Genomic DNA, 15,151 nt, shown 5'->3' on the forward strand with positions numbered 1-15,151 from the left:
ATCTCATGATCGATCAGGAGAAGGTTGCTCCTTACCGGGTCAGCCCTTTTACACCTATACAACTTTCCTGAAAATCCATTTACCCTCTGTGCGTCAAATATCGCTCGTACCAAATATCGATAAAGTCCGGGGCGAATGGCCCTTTTCTCTGTCTGATCCAGCGGACAAGCTTATCTACATTCCGCTTAAGGATATGATCGATCACATCCGGGTAACCGTACAACTTTCGATGAGCTTCATACTCATCTTCATCGAGCAGTGTATATGTCATGTCGGGAAACACTTTGATATCCAAGTCGTAATCGATATACTTGATCGCCTCATGATCATATACAAATGGTGAGCTTAAATTACAATAATAATAAATACCGTCCTCACGAATCATACAAATAATGTTAAACCATAGCTCTGAATGAAAATAGCAGATGGCCGGTTCTCGTGTCATCCATGTCCTTCCGTCTGACTCCGTCACCATCGTCCGGTCATTTCCACCGATGATCTGATTGGTCGTCCCTTTCAGGACCGTCGTCTCATTCCAGATGCGGTGAATGTTTCCATCATGCTTGAAGCTATGTATTTGTACAGATTTTCCTTCAGTGGGAACCGCCATCGTATCCCCTTCTTTCATTTCAGAATTACCTTTATATATGCTTGTCTATTTTATCATTATAACGTTTCCTCAGAAAATTTAAAACAAAAGGGCTATCCTTAAGGAAAATATCCTTTAAGAATGGCCCGAATTTGATCTTGACTTGGGTCTAATATTGAATTGGAAGCGGTACTCTCCCTGATTTTATGATGTGACACCGCTTTGTTCCTTTTGATAGGAACGGATCACTTCATCGGTCTGCTCTTGGAAGGTTTGCTGGATTTCCCTGAGATCCTTCTTCTTCCTAAGGATTTCCTTCTGTATCGATTCTACCTTTGTCATCTCCTGAAGTTCGATCAATTCTTCCTCCAACGCCTGGCAACGCTCTATCTCGGACTGAAGATATAACAACTTATCCATTGTACCCAGCTGTACCGAAACCAACTCATTAAATCGTTGCTGCAACACTTCGACCAACTCCTCTAAACAAGCTCTCCTAACACATTCTCCCTTCCCATCACAAACCCTTTGACTTTTTCTGTCATAATCATGAAAGTTTTGTCGATGGAGGGACGGACCTCCATTTTTAAGGTTATATGGAGTAGAAATGTTGTTATATAAAGCTTTGTACGATTATGAGTGTTGTTTTGAGAGGTCCGTCCCTCCAAAATGAAAAAGCACCCATCGAAATGGGTGCTTTTTCTGTCAAGAACAATGAAATTATTGTTGTTGACCGTATTTTCCAGAAGCTTTCGCTTTGTTAGCTTCTGCTTGTTGGTTTTGTTGCTTTACGTGTTGAGCTGCTGTCGTTTCAGAAGCGAACTCAGTACCGTATTGTTGTTGCTGAGCTTGACCAGCTTGAGCGTTTTGTTGTTTCACGTGTTGAACGCTTGTACCAGATTGAGTTTTGTTTGGTTGTTTTGCCATTGTAATCACCTCCACGCTTATTAAGATAACCAAGCGTGGATTTCACTATTCGATTATTTTCAGGAAAAACATCCCATTAGACAAGCAGCGAACGACCACCGTCAACGATGATGGTTTGACCCCTGATCATGGAAGAATCGTCTGAAACGAGGAACATGACTGACTTCACAAGATCATCAATTTCAACCATACGTCCTGCAGGCGTTTTGCTGCGGGCATCCTCAAGGAGCTCTTCACGATTAGGGAAGTGTTTGAGTGCATCCGTGTCGATTGCGCCGCCTGATACGGCATTTACGATAATGTCACGTGGGGCAAGCTCAACGGCAAGATAGCGCGTCAATGCTTCCACGGCAGCTTTTGAAACACCCACTGTCGTGTAATTGTCCAAATAACGGATTGATCCCAGAGAGCTGATGCTTACGATGCGCCCACCTTTATCCATCAATTTTGCCGCTTCCTGAGCGCAGAATAATAGGGCTTTACTGTTAATATTCATCGTCCAGTCCCAATGAGACTCTTCAAGCTCCATGACAGGACGTAATACCCCTGATGCCGCGTTGCTTACCAACACATCCAACCGGCCGAACTCTTCTTTGATCTGTTCGAACATGGATTTGATTTTATCGACATCCCCGACATTCGCACGGACCACAAATACTTTTCGTCCCAGTTTTTCAACTTGTTCAGCCGTTTCAAGGGCACCTTTTTTACTGCGGGCGTAATTGACGACGATATCGTACCCTTTTTCTGCAAGCTGGATGGCGATTTCCCTTCCAAGACCGCGGCTGCTTCCTGTTACTAATGCTACTTTTTGACTCATGTTACTTCATCCTTTCAATTTCATTTTTCCAAATGGTCCAAAGCATAAACCGCCCCTGAACACACAAACTAATAAGAACATATCAGTTAAATGGAGGAATGAGTTATGTATGTAGGCAGAGATATGACCGAGCTTTCAATGATTCCAAAAGATGAATGGAAGAAAAGCGAACTTGCTTTCTTTCACCATTCACTACAACAAATAGTACCTTATTTGAATGCAGAAGGACAATCTATTCACCGGGAAATTGTCGAAGAAATCGAAAACCGCGGCGGATTGAAGCGCGGCGAAGCCGATTATACCCATGGAACGAAGATAAGTTACGACTGAAATAAAGGAGCAGCGGGACCCGCTGCTCCTTTCTATTTCTGCAGTATCCCTGCTCCTGTTTCCTTCCAGATTTTCTGATGTGATACAGGAAAAGCATACTTTTCCATTTCGAATGGAGTAACGGCAATCAGTTCGCTTCCTTCTAACGTGTTGCTATATACAGATCCGACATACACTTCTATGTCCCAAACGATGTGAGAGAAGATATGCTGTATCTTTGTCACAACTCCGGCCTTTAAAGAGCAATCCACTCCATACTCCTCTTCCATGAGCTGGAGCAATTGCTTCCGGCCGCTGCTTGCATTTCCGACTTCAAAATTAGGGAATTCCCATAGATTAGCGAGCAGGCCCTTCCCGGGGCGTTTATGGATCAACACCCGATCATCTTCCGTGAACAAGACCGCTGCCGCCATATTAAGCTTACGGGCCGATTTTTTCTTCGATTTAATAGGGAGTTCAGTCTGAACACCTTCTTCAAAAGCCTGACAGTGCTCACGTACGGGACAAAGCAGACAGGATGGGGATGTCGGTGTACAAATCAAAGCACCAAGTTCCATTAATGCCTGATTGAAAAAGGATGGGTTTTCTTTTGAAATCAGTTCCCTTACTGCTTCTTCAAACACTTTTCTGGATGAAGGTTTGGCAATATCAAGCCATATGGACAAAATACGTGAAAATACCCTCATCACATTTCCGTCTACGGCAGGCTCAGGTTTGCTGTAAGCAATACTTAAAATCGCCCCCGCTGTGTATGGGCCGACCCCTTTTAAAGAAGAAATTTCTTTCGGCGTATCCGGAACGATTCCTTCATACTTTTCATTCACTTCTTTAACAGCTGTTTGCAGATTCCTGACTCTCGAATAATAACCGAGGCCTTCCCACGCTTTCAAGACGTCCTCTTCATCAGCAGAGGCAAGAGCATCTATCGTGGGAAACTTATCAATAAATCGGTTAAAATAAGGGATGACCGTATCCACCCTCGTTTGCTGAAGCATGATCTCTGACACCCAAACTTTATATGGGTCTTGATCCTTCCTCCACGGCAAATCGCGTTGTTCTCTTGAAAACCATGAAATCAAATCATTCTGAAATTCCTCACGGTTTATGGTCTGTAAGTGTTTCAGTGGCTCTTCTATCAATTTTGTACCTCCAGGATGTTAATTGTTGCATTGAATAGGGAATAAATAACTAGTACTCTGTTTTTAAACAAATAAGGTTTATTTCTTGTAACCCACCACAAATACATTCGTCCAATAGTCCAAATAATAAATGACGACGGGACATCCGCAAACGTTTTAACGCATGGAAATGGGATTCTGTCGGAACTACAAAGGTTTCGATATAGCGATTCGAATCATCTTCAGCCTTCTCCCAATGGAAGTTGAAAGCATCATATTGTGGTAATGACTCTGCGATATCGGTCATAATTTGCTTATATCGAGGCTTTGAATTTTGCTTGATTTCGTATTCCAAATGTATGTGCAAAGTGTTTTTCATTGAAATAATCTCCTTTTAACCATATCATGTTCACCAATGAAACGTCATAAACAAATCTTAGAAATGCGAGCCAAGGGAGGACTTTTTTTGGATACAGGCACTCATATCGTCATGGGCTTCGCTCTCGGCGGATTGGCTACTTTAGATCCCGTCGTAGCTGAAAGCGCAGCCACTTCTCAAAGTGTGTTGGTCGCAGCCGTGATCGGCTCTCAAATTCCTGACATCGATACCGTATTGAAATTGCGCAATAATGCGGTTTATATTCGTCACCACCGGGGGGCCACCCACAGTATTCCTGCGGTCGTTCTCTGGCCGCTCTTAATTGTTGCTTGTCTTTATCCGTTTTTTCCAGGTGCTGATTTGCTTCATCTATGGATTTGGACATTTGTGGCCGTATTCCTCCATGTATTTGTCGACATTTTCAACGCCTATGGGACCCAGGCCATCAGGCCGATCTCGTCGAAATGGGTCGCTCTAGGGGTCATTAACACGTTTGATGCGATCATATTCGCCATACATGTAGTCGGCTTGATTTTGTGGGGTCTTGGTTTTCCACCGGGAAAAACCTTTTTGGTCATGTACATTGTCATCTTTGCTTATTATGTATTGAGATTTCAGGTTCAAAAAGCCGTGAAAAATGCAGTGAAGCGAAGAATCCCCGAGGCTGAAAAGATCATCGTTTCACCAACGATCCGATTTTTCCAGTGGCGCCTGGCGATCGTTACGAAGGAACATTATTATGTAGCACGGGCATTCAGGCGGTCGATTACGATCTTTGATAAATTCCAACGCGTGGAACTACCTGACAGTCCAATCATCAACGCTGCGAGGAAAGATAAAAACCTGGCAGCCTTCCTCTCCTTTTCCCCGGTTTACAGGTGGGAAGTGGATGAGTACGATGACCATTATGAAGTCCGCTTCATCGATCTGCGATATCGAAATAACGGACACTACCCATTCGTCGCCCTCGTGCAGCTCGATAAAGACCTGAACATCGTCAGCTCCTACACAGGATGGGTATTCAGCGAAGAAAAACTCCGCTCAAAAGTGGACATCGACATTTTAATTGATTAAAGCAGTGAGGGACGGACCTTAAAAGGTCCGTCCCTCATCACTTTAATGTACTAAATCATCATCTTCTTTGTCGTCGATCAGGTGTTTGTATTTCGGGTTTTGTGCGGCGAATTCATGAATTTGCTCACCGTATGTATTGACCCATTGTCGAACGACTTTCTCCGTCACTGCTTTCCCTTTGTAATCGTAACCTGCTTTTGCGTATGTCGCTTCGAAATCTTCCCATACGAGTTCAATCCAGGTCCTCGCTTTTTCATACGAAAGCTTATTATTTTTTTCAATTAACAATTGTGTTAATTCGTGGAATGTAGACTCCATTTTGTCTCCTCCTTTTCCAAATATTTAGTTTGTACTTTTATGATAATGTCGAACATTTCACCCATACTAAAGGTACGTGGTTAAGCTTAGTTGTGAATCTTTGCTTCTTCACGGTATAAGTCAGTACATTTCACCTTTTAGGAGGCACATTATGCGAAATAAATCGACAGGGTTCCCCAACATGAACAACAATAAATTTGAAGGTGAACCGAGAGCAAAGGCGGAATATGCATCTAAAAGGGCTAACGGCACCATCAACACCCATCCTCAAGAACGCATGAAATCTTCTGGACAAAGAGATCACGACTCACTTTAATACAGTGAAATTTGATTAGGGGGTAGTCACGATGGGAAACATGAAAAACAACTTCTACCGAAATAAGTACAGCAGTCCATTTAACAAGGCATTCTACAATCCGAAGCATGCCCATTCTCAGGCAAATGGACAAACCACACAAACTCAAGACTTAATCATTCTGGAGAACCAGACACGTAAGCGTTCCTAGATCTTCCGAGGTCCGTCCCTCTTGACGGACCTCTTCCTTATTTCTTTTCCCCGGCCAGAAGGGAAATGGGCATGGCTTCCTCTTTACCGTCTCCGCCCAATCGGTACCCCCAGGCGAATACTCCATTCAGATAGTCCACTTTGAAATAAGTGCCGGGATCTCCTTCAATCGCATAAATCCCACCAGGCTTATAAGCATCTGGATCCATCAGATAAGCCTGCGCCATAAGGGCCTTTCGCTCCAATACGGCAAACTCATTCACAATTCCCAACTGCTCAGCCTTTCTCGCCTTCTCCTTCAACGAAGCAATCTCCTGCCTCAACTCATGCTCCGTCATCTCACTATATCTTCTCTCTTGTTCCATTCCTCATCACCTCTACTAATAGTAGTATAGAGAAAATGATACAATAAGAAAAGCGCAAGCGGCTTGGTCAGACCCGACAAGCATTTCCGAGCAAGCAGATGAGGGCGCTCTTTGCCCTCAACTGCTTGATTGGAAATGACCTCGAGGGACTAGGAGTCGGAGCTGGACAATAAGAAAAGCGGAGGGGCTTTGCCCAGAGGCGACAAGCATAAGGCAAGTCCACCGGAAAGGCGCTCTTTGCCTTTTTGGTGGGCTGGACTTATGACCTCGAGCCTCTAAGCCCCGGAGCTGGACAATAAGAAAAGCGCAAGCGGCTTGGTCAGCACCGACAAGCATAAGAAAGGATGATTAAACATGAAGACAGCCATCATCACAGGTGGAGGCTCAGGCCTCGGGAAAGAATTGGGGAAACTCCTTAGCCAGCAAGGATATCATATCTTCCTACTTGGTCGAACAGAAGACCGTCTAAAGGAAGCAGGAACAGAAATAGAAAACATAGGCGGGCAGGTATCATTTGCACCATTAGATTTACGCTCCGCTCATGACATTCACCAATTCAGCAGGAATCACCTTAATGATTATAATGTTGAATTACTCATACATAACGCAGGCGTAGGCTATTTCGGTCCTTTCGAGGAGTCAAATGACGATGAATTAATCACTATGTTTGAAACCAATGCCCTTGGACCAATCCGGTTAACGAAGGCAATGCTGCCTAAATTGGCGCAGGAAAGCACAATCATCAATATCATTTCTACAGCCGGCCTCAGAGGAAAGAAAAACGAGTCTTTATATGTAGCAAGCAAGTTCGCCCTAAGAGGATTCGGGGAAAGCCTTCAAAAGGAATATGAAGGCTCGAACCTTCGCATCGTGAATGCTTATATGGGTGGAATGGATACTCCATTTTGGGAAAACAGTGACCATATCAGTGACCCGTCAAGACTCCGCTCTCCTAAAGAAGTAGCGGAGACGATCGTAAATGAATATCAGGAAAAAGATGAAATCGTCATCGAATCAAAAAAATAAACAGCAAAGAGGTTGGGACAAAAACCTCCTCTGAAATGAAAAAGCCGGTGAAATTTTACAACAAGTAAAATTTCACCGGCTTTGATTATTTTTAAATTAAAATAAGGACCTCTTCTGATAAAATAAAGTTACCACACAAAATCTCATCGGAAAGAAGGGTCCTTATGTTCAAAGATTATACCATGAATCAGATCGTTTTGCCTTTAGATTTAGAAATGAAATTACAAGAAAACGATATTGCCATCCATGTCCATCATTTAGTTGAAAGTATCCCTCATAAAGTGTTCGAACCATTTCTTCGAAATGAAGGGTGTCCCGCCTACCATCCTCGCATGATGCTTAAGATTATCTTATGTGCGTATTCACAATCGGTCTTTTCAGGACGCAAAATTGAAGCACTTTTAAAAGATAGTATTCGTATGATGTGGCTAGCACAAGGATATGAACCAAGTTATCGAACCATTAACCGATTCCGTGTTCAACCCGAAGTGAAAGAAGTCATTCGCGAATGTTTCGTCCAATTTCGGTGCCAATTGGTGGAAGAAAAACTGATTGATCAAGAAGCGATATTTATTGATGGCACAAAGATTGAAGCGAATGCCAATAAATTCACTTTTGTATGGAAGAAATCCATTGAAAGATACCATGCAAGTTTAATTGAAAAATCAAATGAGCTATACACTGAACTTCTAAAAAGTGAAATCATACCTGAAATAGAACGGGAAACCTCTGAACAATTGTCTGTGGAAGAACTCGCTCAAATGGTTCAAAAAGTAGACGAAGTCGTAACCAAATTTGATAAACAGATTGAAGCTACCTCGGACATTCCGAGACGAAAAGCTTTAAGAGCTGAACGCAAACATCCAAAACAAGTCCGTAAAAAACTGATTGATTTTATCTCGCGCAAACAGAAATACCAACAAGACTTAGAGACCTTTGGAACACGTAATAGTTATTCTAAAACAGATACCGATGCGACGTTCATGCGAATGAAAGATGATTATATGAAGAACGGACAATTGAAAGCTGGTTATAATGTACAAATCGCCACGGAAGGTCAATACACCTTAGCCTATAGCTTGTTTTCAAACCCAACAGATACCCGAACCTTAATTCCATTTCTAGATAGAATTGAGCAAGATTATTTCGAATTGCCAAAGCAAATCGTCGCAGATGCGGGTTATGGAAGTGAACAAAATTATAACGATATCCTTTCCAATAGAAAACGAGAAGCACTTATTACGTATAACTGGTATCTAAAGGAACAAAAGAAAAAATATAAACAAAACTTATTTAACCCTGACAACTGGGAGTATGAAAAAGAAACGGATACATATATTTGCCCTAATCAAAAACGTCTTGAATTTCAGCATTATTCTACTCGCCATGACCGTACAGGCTTTGAACGGAAGTTCAAGATCTATGAGTGCGAAGACTGCTTGGGGTGCCCTTTTCGTTCATCATGTACCAAAGCAAAAGAAGGCAATAATCGAAAACTGATGGTGAATGAAAAGTGGGAGCAGCAAAAAGAATATGTAAGATCGAAGCTTTCAGAGGAGAAAACAGGAGCCATCTATCGAAAACGTAAAATCGATGTGGAGCCAGTTTTTGGATTCTTGAAGGCTAATTTGCGTTTCACTCGATTTTCCGTACGAGGAAAATCGAAGGTTGAAAATGAAATGGGAATCGCGTTAATGGCAGTGAATTTGAGAAAATTCATTGCCAACAACTAATCTTCAGATGAATTTACACGAGAAAATAAAAAAGGTGAATTTGAGCACGCTCAAATTCACCTTTTTTTCAGTTAGAAACTAGTTTTGTCCCAGCCTCTTGATTTAAGGAGCAAACGGGAAAAACATAAAGGCCACGAAAAATAATAGCATAGGGACTAAAAACAATGCGAATACGTCAATGACCACGACAAAGGCGACCCATACCCAGCGGATGCCATCCTTTCGTTTTAAAAACTGCTGAATCATCCTGATATTGACCAGGATCAAGAAGATTGCCACTCCGAGAAGAAAGAATGGCACGACCCATTTTCCCATATCCTCAGCAAATCCCTGGTTGTACCACTCCTGCCTGCCTAATGAATAGTAGTCCGTTTGCACTTTTATAATCAATTCACCGATGAGAAATAAGAGGGCAGTACCAATCACTATTCCTCCAGTGTAAAGCTTGAATTTTCTCCCTGTCCCAATGATAAGCGGCAGGGTAACAACAATAAACAGGATCGTAACTATCTCCACTGAACTCTCCCTTTCCCCATCCCTTTAGTGATGAAAAAAATCACTCTTCATTTTCTTTTAATTCTTCCAACAGCCTTTCAATGTCTTCCATTGAAAATCCTTTTCGATACAACGTTTGCTTCATTTTCTGTACATACTCATATCCATCGTATTTTGAACTGAGCTTTCTGTGAGCCTTCAGCCCCTGATGATAAACCGCATCCCATCTCTCATCATCATCCCGTTCGGATTCGACGGTTTCCCATACGATTTTCATGACTGAGCCAGGATACCCTTTCCTCATCATGTTTTGTTCAATCTTTTGCTTGGCAATCATCTTGGAATCTTTCCGATATTTATGAAGGAGCTTTTCTGTCAGGGCGACCGCTTTGTCTACCTGCTTTTCTTGTGTGAAAGCGGCGAGGGCTTCTTCAATATGGGAATCCCCTACACCCTTTCTTCTCAATTCCCCCCGGATCCAAGTCGGCCCCTTGTCACCCGTATTCATCTGGGTACCGACAAACGCGTGGGCGAATTCTAAATCATTGATGTATTTAATCTCATTTAATTTATGAATGACTTCCTGGATGACCCCTTCCTCCGGGTCCCCTTCCTCGAGGTGATCACGGATTTCCTTTTCCGTTCTCATCCGGTAGGCCAGATACTGAATGGCTTTATTAAATGCTTTTTTTACATCGTCTTCATATTGAAGCTCTGAAATCTCGAGCTCATCCACCTCCAGCCCTTTTCTGAGCTGAAACTTGGCAAGAACCGCTTCATCCACACTGAAAGAATATTTTCCATCTATAAATAAATTGTAACGCTCATCGTTCTTCACTTGCTTCGTTATTTTCGTAATCTTACCCATATTTTCCACCTCCTTTTAATCCTAACACATTCAACATATGTTTTTTATTCTGAAGATAGGTAAAATAATAAGTATAACTGGAGGGATGATGATGAAGATTGCCATAACAGGTGGAACAGGTTTTGTCGGTCAGGCTCTGACAGAGGAACTTCTCAAACACCAGCATGAAGTGATGATCCTGACCCGAAGTCCGGATAAATATGATGCTCGGCCAGGTGTGACGTATGTGAAATGGCTTTCCGATGGGGCAAGACCCGAAGAGGAGCTCGAAGGAATTCACGCCTTCATCAATCTTGCGGGAGAGTCCATCAATAGCGGAAGATGGACAGAGGAACGGAAGAAACGGATCATCAACAGCCGAATCAACTCAACCCGGGAAGTCATCAATATCATAAAAGCATTGAAAGACAAGCCTGCCTGCCTTATCAACGCAAGCGCAATCGGCTATTACCCTTCTTCCAAGACGAATACGTATACGGAAGCCTCAACCGAGACAGCTGACAATTTCCTCGGGGAAACCGTTCAAATATGGGAAAAGGAAGCAGCCAGAGCCAAACAAATAGGCATACGGGTAGCCTATACGCGATTCGGCATCATTCTCGGCAAGGAGGAAGGCGCCCTTCCACGGATTGCCCTTCCCTATAAAATGTTTGTCGGGGGCACTGTCGGTTCTGGGGAGCAGTGGATGTCATGGGTTCACATCAAGGATATCGCAAGAGCCGTGCATTTTGTAGCCGAAACAGAGGGGATTGCAGGACCTGTTAATGTCACCGCTCCTTCTCCCGTTACTATGAAAGAATTCGGAAAAACACTCGGGACGGTCCTTGGCAGGCCACACTGGATACCAGTCCCTTCCCTTGCTTTAAAAGTGGCGATGGGTGAAATGAGCGCACTCGTATTGGAAGGACAAAAAGTCTTACCGGCTGTCCTCTCAGAACACGGTTTTCAATTTCAATATCCGGATTTGAAAAGTGCCCTCATTGATATTTATCAGTAAGTCACAGGTATGTCCCTTCCTTTTCACGGCAAAAATAGAAATAATCTTGAAAAGAAGGGATGTACATAGAAATGGATAATAAGAAAAAGAAAGACAAAAACAAGTCGGTTCTATCAAGTGCTCAGGAAGTCACGTACTCAAGGGAGTTCAAAGCAGCAGATCGTGCAGGCGGTTTCAGTTCCAAAGCCCACAGGTAGACAATTATTACCTAACTAAAAGCCCTTACTTTGAAGAAAGATAAAGGTACAGGTCCCACAGGATCCTGTACCTTTATTTTTTAACCAAAAGGGGATGTTGATATTGGGAAGATCACGCGGCCATAGCAAAAGAGGAAATAAAAACAGCCTGCCACAAACACCCGCTCAGCTCAAATCTGATGGTGTTGACGAAGAGTTCTCACGAGAACTTGCCGATCAGGCAGATATGGAAGCACAAGCCCGTGCGAACGCTGCAAACCAGCGTGCACGGGTGAAGAAAAACCAATAGTGAATCCCGTTCGTTAAAAAGCCGGGTTTGAGGAATTCAGCTTTAAAGAGCCCCACGCTGTGACAGCATGGGGCTCTTCATATCCAAAACGTTCACACCACAATCGGCTTCTTGTGCTTTTTGTCATGTTGAGTGATCATCTGTTTGAAGTAGGGAATCATCCAATGGTCGGCTCCCCAGTAGTAGGCGCCTCTACCTGTGAAAAGAAGAATGATGGCCGCTGTGTAAAGGATGGGGTTCGTGCTGACAGTCCCTGCCAGTAAGAAATTCAGGTTCATAAATGCACCTGCGAGAAGGGCCGGCAGAGTCATGAAGCCGACAATCAGCCCTACCCCTACCAACATTTCTCCCCAAGGAATCAAGACATTGAACAGTTCTACGTTCGGCAAAGCGAATCCTTTCAAGAATTCTGCATACCATCCTTGTACGGCTGGATGGTCACCTGTAGCATTAGCCAAAGCCCCCTGCAAAAAGCCGCTTGCATCAAAACCGTCATTCACCTTATGCCACCCAGCTTCAAGCCACTGAACTCCCAACCAAATTCTCAACACTGTCCAAACCGCGCTCACTTTTTGATTTTCCCACCATCTCATGATGGATCATCTCCTTTTGGATGTATAGTTTGTGAAAATATTCACAAATATAATTGCATTAAGATGACCTGTTGTGATTTATATCGTGTTATTGTGAAATGTTTCACATGTTCTTTACACTCTTAATATACCTCTTCTCCCCCCTTAATACAATAGGCTTTCGTGTCGTTCACAAAGGTGTCAAAATCCTGGAATTTAGGAAGAGTTCAGCTGCTGAAATAGAAGCAAAAATCAGCAGCTGAATTACCTTTCTTATTTGACTGTTAAAGTTCAGCCAATCTTCACCTGTCAAAAATCAACGGAATTTTAACAGGTGAACAAGCGGGCCGCTGTAGTTAACGCTCTCTACTCAAATCAATGATCCGGATTAAATTTTCACTATCATCTTGATAGATGGCATATCTTCCTGGGGGAATATCACATGGAGTTTTAATGAAATGGAGCTTTTCCTGATGATGTTCATAATATTCATCTACGCTGTCTACGATAAAAATTCCGCCTGGTCCTAATTCAGGCTCATCATTTTCAATCATTAGTTGAACATCCGTTCCCGGCAGCCTAAGGGCAATGGTATGATCTCCTTCTCTCCAAGCCTCTTCAAACCCTAATGTGTCTCGATAATAAATAAGGGATTTCTTTAAATCTGTTACAGGATGACATAGAAAAGCCAGTTTCATATACTCCACCTCAATTGATATTTTTACCAAAACCTAACTTGGTTTGTATAACGTAACATAGTTATACATCGCTTATGTTGCAATAAATCCCGTACGCATTAACTTTACCATAAAAACCCAAATACAACCCGCTATTTTTTGATAATACAAAAACCGAAACTTTCTAATTTCCCACACGTATTACATAATAGAGACAGATATCCGTTTACGGGGGATGAAATGATGAAGTCAGAGAACAAGCTTTGGAGAATGTGGAAGGTATTATCACTTGCCTTATCCATCGTGGTCAGGGTCTACTGGTACCGGCTGCGGGGTAAGTCCCAATGGGAAAAAGAAAAGCTTTGGGAACAAATCGGGAAAGAGTTCAAGGAAACCCTTTTTGAACTGAATGGCGTGTTGATCAAAGTTGGACAACTGTTAAGTATACGGGAGGATCTGCTTCCGAAAGGGTTCATCAATCAAATTCAGGACTTGGTTGACCATGTACCTCCTTCCCCTTGGGAAAAGATTGAATCGGTTCTTGAAGGGGAATGGGGCGGCCCCGTTTCTTCTAAGGTACTGAACATTGATCAAGAAGCCATCGCCTCGGCTTCCATCGGGGAAGTGTACAAAGCGACATTGCTTGATGGCACGCAAGCGGCCATCAAGGTGCAGCGACCGGAGATCCCCTCACTTGTGAAGACCGATTTTCGGACATTGTCCATCATCATCTGGTTTGCCAGGCATTTTGCTCCCATGCCGAAGGGGTTCATTAATTTTAAAATGCTATATAAAGAATTGAAGCAGGTCATCGAGCAGGAGCTCGACTTTTCCAAAGAAATGAGTACCGGCATTTCTTTTAAACAGAGGTTTAAAGATCATGCCAATGTGAAGATCCCGACTATGTATCCTGAACTCTGTACAGATAAAGTATTGGTGATGGAATGGGTCGATGGGGTTCGATTGAATGATAGAGAAGCGATTGATTTGTATGGACTGAATGGCCAGAAGCTTGCACAGGAGCTATTCCGTCTCTTCCTCCCTCAGTGGCTCGAGCCCGGAATCTTCCATGCCGATCCCCATGCCGGGAACATTCTGCTTCAGCCTGATGGTACTTTCGTTTTATTGGATTACGGGATGATCGGGGAAATTTCAAAAAGGGATTCAGCCCATTTCCAAAACCTCCTCGAAGGGGTTCTTTTAAAGAATTTCCGGAAAGCTTCAGAGGCTCTTGCAGAATTGGGGTTCCTGCTTCCAGACGCCAGTCCGAAGACGATTGAGCCTGTGCTAAAGGAATTTGTCACTCTGGATATGGAGCAGTTTAAACAGATGGATCTGATATCAGTAAAGAAGGAAATCAACGAAATGGTGAAATCACTTCCTGTCCAGGTTCCGACCCGCTTTATCTTTTTAGGGCGGTCCTTCGCCACCATCGAAGGACTTGTCCACACATTGAGCCCGGATGAAGAAACCCTTGATGTCGTTAAACCAGCCTTTATGGATTGGGTGAAGGATGGGAACACGAACAAATGGGAGCTTCTTATGAAATGGGTCAGCGCCCAACCTCTTTTTCAGACCGTTCAGAAAGTAAGGCAGTTGTTGGATCTACCTGAAAAAGCATTGGAACAAAAGGATCATCATCAGCTAAACGGGTTTCAATTTAAACTATTCGAGGGTCAAAAGAAGCAGGCTTTTGTCCTTTTACTTGCAGGATGCATCGGGGGATTCACAGGACTTGCGCTCGGTATGGAGGTCATCTGGCAAGGAAGCTTTGGCCTAGCCGCTTTTGGTGTCGCAGGGTATTGGATTATTGCCAGAAGGCAACGAAACTGGTTGAAAAAACTCAAAAATGGACAACTGTAGTGAGAGTTG

22 protein-coding genes are annotated in these 15,151 nt (G+C 43.1%); 10 read left to right on the forward strand and 12 right to left on the reverse strand.

Annotation, left to right across the window (positions count from 1 at the left end):
- Positions 1–79: 79 nt before the first annotated feature.
- From N5C46_RS08055 to fabL, 4 genes are all read right to left on the reverse strand, one after another.
- Positions 80–610, reverse strand: a complete 531-nt coding sequence (locus N5C46_RS08055; RefSeq protein ID WP_034762875.1) for a nucleoside tri-diphosphate phosphatase — start codon at positions 608–610, stop codon at positions 80–82.
- Between the two features lie 183 nt (positions 611–793).
- Complete coding sequence (locus N5C46_RS08060) at positions 794–1,057, reverse strand: YgaB family protein (protein ID WP_420720441.1); 264 nt, start codon at positions 1,055–1,057, stop codon at positions 794–796.
- Between the two features lie 252 nt (positions 1,058–1,309).
- Positions 1,310–1,516 carry a gamma-type small acid-soluble spore protein gene (locus N5C46_RS08065; protein ID WP_034762583.1) on the reverse strand — a complete coding sequence of 69 codons (207 nt, stop codon included), beginning with the start codon at positions 1,514–1,516 and terminating at the stop codon, positions 1,310–1,312.
- A gap of 76 nt (positions 1,517–1,592) precedes the next feature.
- On the reverse strand, positions 1,593–2,336 hold the full coding sequence (fabL, locus tag N5C46_RS08070) for an enoyl-[acyl-carrier-protein] reductase FabL (RefSeq protein ID WP_261751590.1): 744 nt from the start codon (positions 2,334–2,336) through the stop codon (positions 1,593–1,595).
- Positions 2,337–2,441: 105 nt separating this feature from the next.
- Here fabL and N5C46_RS08075 point away from each other — a divergent pair, with 105 nt between their 5' ends.
- On the forward strand, positions 2,442–2,666 hold the full coding sequence (locus N5C46_RS08075; RefSeq protein WP_034762579.1) for a hypothetical protein: 225 nt from the start codon (positions 2,442–2,444) through the stop codon (positions 2,664–2,666).
- 32 nt (positions 2,667–2,698) lie between these two features.
- On the opposite strand, the gene mutY is transcribed toward N5C46_RS08075, so the two are convergent.
- Both mutY and N5C46_RS08085 read right to left on the reverse strand, forming a co-directional pair.
- Complete coding sequence (mutY, locus tag N5C46_RS08080; protein WP_420720442.1) at positions 2,699–3,805, reverse strand: A/G-specific adenine glycosylase; 1,107 nt, start codon at positions 3,803–3,805, stop codon at positions 2,699–2,701.
- A 49-nt stretch (positions 3,806–3,854) separates the two neighbouring features.
- Positions 3,855–4,163: a hypothetical protein gene (locus N5C46_RS08085; protein WP_261751591.1), complete on the reverse strand. Its 309-nt coding sequence runs from the start codon at positions 4,161–4,163 to the stop codon at positions 3,855–3,857.
- Positions 4,164–4,250: 87 nt separating this feature from the next.
- Here N5C46_RS08085 and N5C46_RS08090 point away from each other — a divergent pair, with 87 nt between their 5' ends.
- Positions 4,251–5,237 (forward strand): metal-dependent hydrolase, encoded by a 987-nt coding sequence (locus N5C46_RS08090; RefSeq protein WP_261751592.1) that lies wholly within the window; start codon positions 4,251–4,253, stop codon positions 5,235–5,237.
- Between the two features lie 42 nt (positions 5,238–5,279).
- On the opposite strand, the gene N5C46_RS08095 is transcribed toward N5C46_RS08090, so the two are convergent.
- On the reverse strand, positions 5,280–5,555 hold the full coding sequence (locus N5C46_RS08095) for a YfhJ family protein (RefSeq protein ID WP_034762572.1): 276 nt from the start codon (positions 5,553–5,555) through the stop codon (positions 5,280–5,282).
- Positions 5,556–5,706: 151 nt separating this feature from the next.
- Here N5C46_RS08095 and N5C46_RS08100 point away from each other — a divergent pair, with 151 nt between their 5' ends.
- Entirely contained in the window at positions 5,707–5,871 is a 165-nt protein-coding gene (locus tag N5C46_RS08100; RefSeq protein ID WP_034762570.1) for a small, acid-soluble spore protein K, read from the forward strand.
- Between the two features lie 31 nt (positions 5,872–5,902).
- The gene (locus N5C46_RS08105; protein ID WP_079531087.1) at positions 5,903–6,061 is read left to right on the forward strand and encodes a YpzG family protein; all 159 of its coding nucleotides are present in this window, start codon (positions 5,903–5,905) and stop codon (positions 6,059–6,061) included.
- Between the two features lie 37 nt (positions 6,062–6,098).
- Here N5C46_RS08105 and N5C46_RS08110 read toward each other — a convergent pair whose 3' ends face one another.
- A complete protein-coding gene (locus N5C46_RS08110) occupies positions 6,099–6,425 on the reverse strand; it encodes a YfhH family protein (protein WP_261751593.1) in 327 nt (108 codons plus the stop codon).
- Between the two features lie 354 nt (positions 6,426–6,779).
- Between N5C46_RS08110 and N5C46_RS08115 the strand changes: the two genes are divergently transcribed.
- Together N5C46_RS08115 and N5C46_RS08120 are read left to right on the forward strand one after the other, a co-directional pair.
- Positions 6,780–7,451, forward strand: coding sequence for an SDR family NAD(P)-dependent oxidoreductase (locus N5C46_RS08115; protein ID WP_261751594.1), 672 nt, complete (start codon positions 6,780–6,782; stop codon positions 7,449–7,451).
- Between the two features lie 164 nt (positions 7,452–7,615).
- Complete coding sequence (locus N5C46_RS08120; protein WP_261751595.1) at positions 7,616–9,184, forward strand: IS1182 family transposase; 1,569 nt, start codon at positions 7,616–7,618, stop codon at positions 9,182–9,184.
- 102 nt (positions 9,185–9,286) lie between these two features.
- On the opposite strand, the gene N5C46_RS08125 is transcribed toward N5C46_RS08120, so the two are convergent.
- Together N5C46_RS08125 and recX are read right to left on the reverse strand one after the other, a co-directional pair.
- The gene (locus N5C46_RS08125) at positions 9,287–9,700 is read right to left on the reverse strand and encodes a hypothetical protein (protein WP_261751596.1); all 414 of its coding nucleotides are present in this window, start codon (positions 9,698–9,700) and stop codon (positions 9,287–9,289) included.
- Between the two features lie 40 nt (positions 9,701–9,740).
- Positions 9,741–10,547: a recombination regulator RecX gene (recX, locus tag N5C46_RS08130; RefSeq protein WP_261751597.1), complete on the reverse strand. Its 807-nt coding sequence runs from the start codon at positions 10,545–10,547 to the stop codon at positions 9,741–9,743.
- A 91-nt stretch (positions 10,548–10,638) separates the two neighbouring features.
- Here recX and N5C46_RS08135 point away from each other — a divergent pair, with 91 nt between their 5' ends.
- The 3 genes from N5C46_RS08135 (at position 10,639) to N5C46_RS08145 (ending at position 12,030) form a co-directional block, all read left to right on the forward strand.
- Positions 10,639–11,544 (forward strand): TIGR01777 family oxidoreductase, encoded by a 906-nt coding sequence (locus N5C46_RS08135; RefSeq protein WP_261751598.1) that lies wholly within the window; start codon positions 10,639–10,641, stop codon positions 11,542–11,544.
- A 71-nt stretch (positions 11,545–11,615) separates the two neighbouring features.
- A complete protein-coding gene (locus N5C46_RS08140) occupies positions 11,616–11,741 on the forward strand; it encodes a YfhE family protein (protein ID WP_079531092.1) in 126 nt (41 codons plus the stop codon).
- 103 nt (positions 11,742–11,844) lie between these two features.
- Positions 11,845–12,030 (forward strand): YfhD family protein, encoded by a 186-nt coding sequence (locus N5C46_RS08145; protein ID WP_060673389.1) that lies wholly within the window; start codon positions 11,845–11,847, stop codon positions 12,028–12,030.
- Positions 12,031–12,122: 92 nt separating this feature from the next.
- On the opposite strand, the gene N5C46_RS08150 is transcribed toward N5C46_RS08145, so the two are convergent.
- Together N5C46_RS08150 and N5C46_RS08155 are read right to left on the reverse strand one after the other, a co-directional pair.
- Positions 12,123–12,623: a DoxX family protein gene (locus tag N5C46_RS08150; RefSeq protein ID WP_261751599.1), complete on the reverse strand. Its 501-nt coding sequence runs from the start codon at positions 12,621–12,623 to the stop codon at positions 12,123–12,125.
- Positions 12,624–12,958: 335 nt separating this feature from the next.
- Positions 12,959–13,300 (reverse strand): VOC family protein, encoded by a 342-nt coding sequence (locus N5C46_RS08155; RefSeq protein WP_261751600.1) that lies wholly within the window; start codon positions 13,298–13,300, stop codon positions 12,959–12,961.
- Positions 13,301–13,522: 222 nt separating this feature from the next.
- Between N5C46_RS08155 and N5C46_RS08160 the strand changes: the two genes are divergently transcribed.
- Complete coding sequence (locus N5C46_RS08160) at positions 13,523–15,142, forward strand: ABC1 kinase family protein (RefSeq protein WP_261751601.1); 1,620 nt, start codon at positions 13,523–13,525, stop codon at positions 15,140–15,142.
- The last annotated feature ends 9 nt before the right edge of the window (positions 15,143–15,151 follow it).

Origin of the sequence: Rossellomorea vietnamensis (genome assembly GCF_025398035.1) — a bacterium.
In the GTDB taxonomy this organism is placed as follows: domain Bacteria; phylum Bacillota; class Bacilli; order Bacillales; family Bacillaceae_B; genus Rossellomorea; species Rossellomorea vietnamensis_B.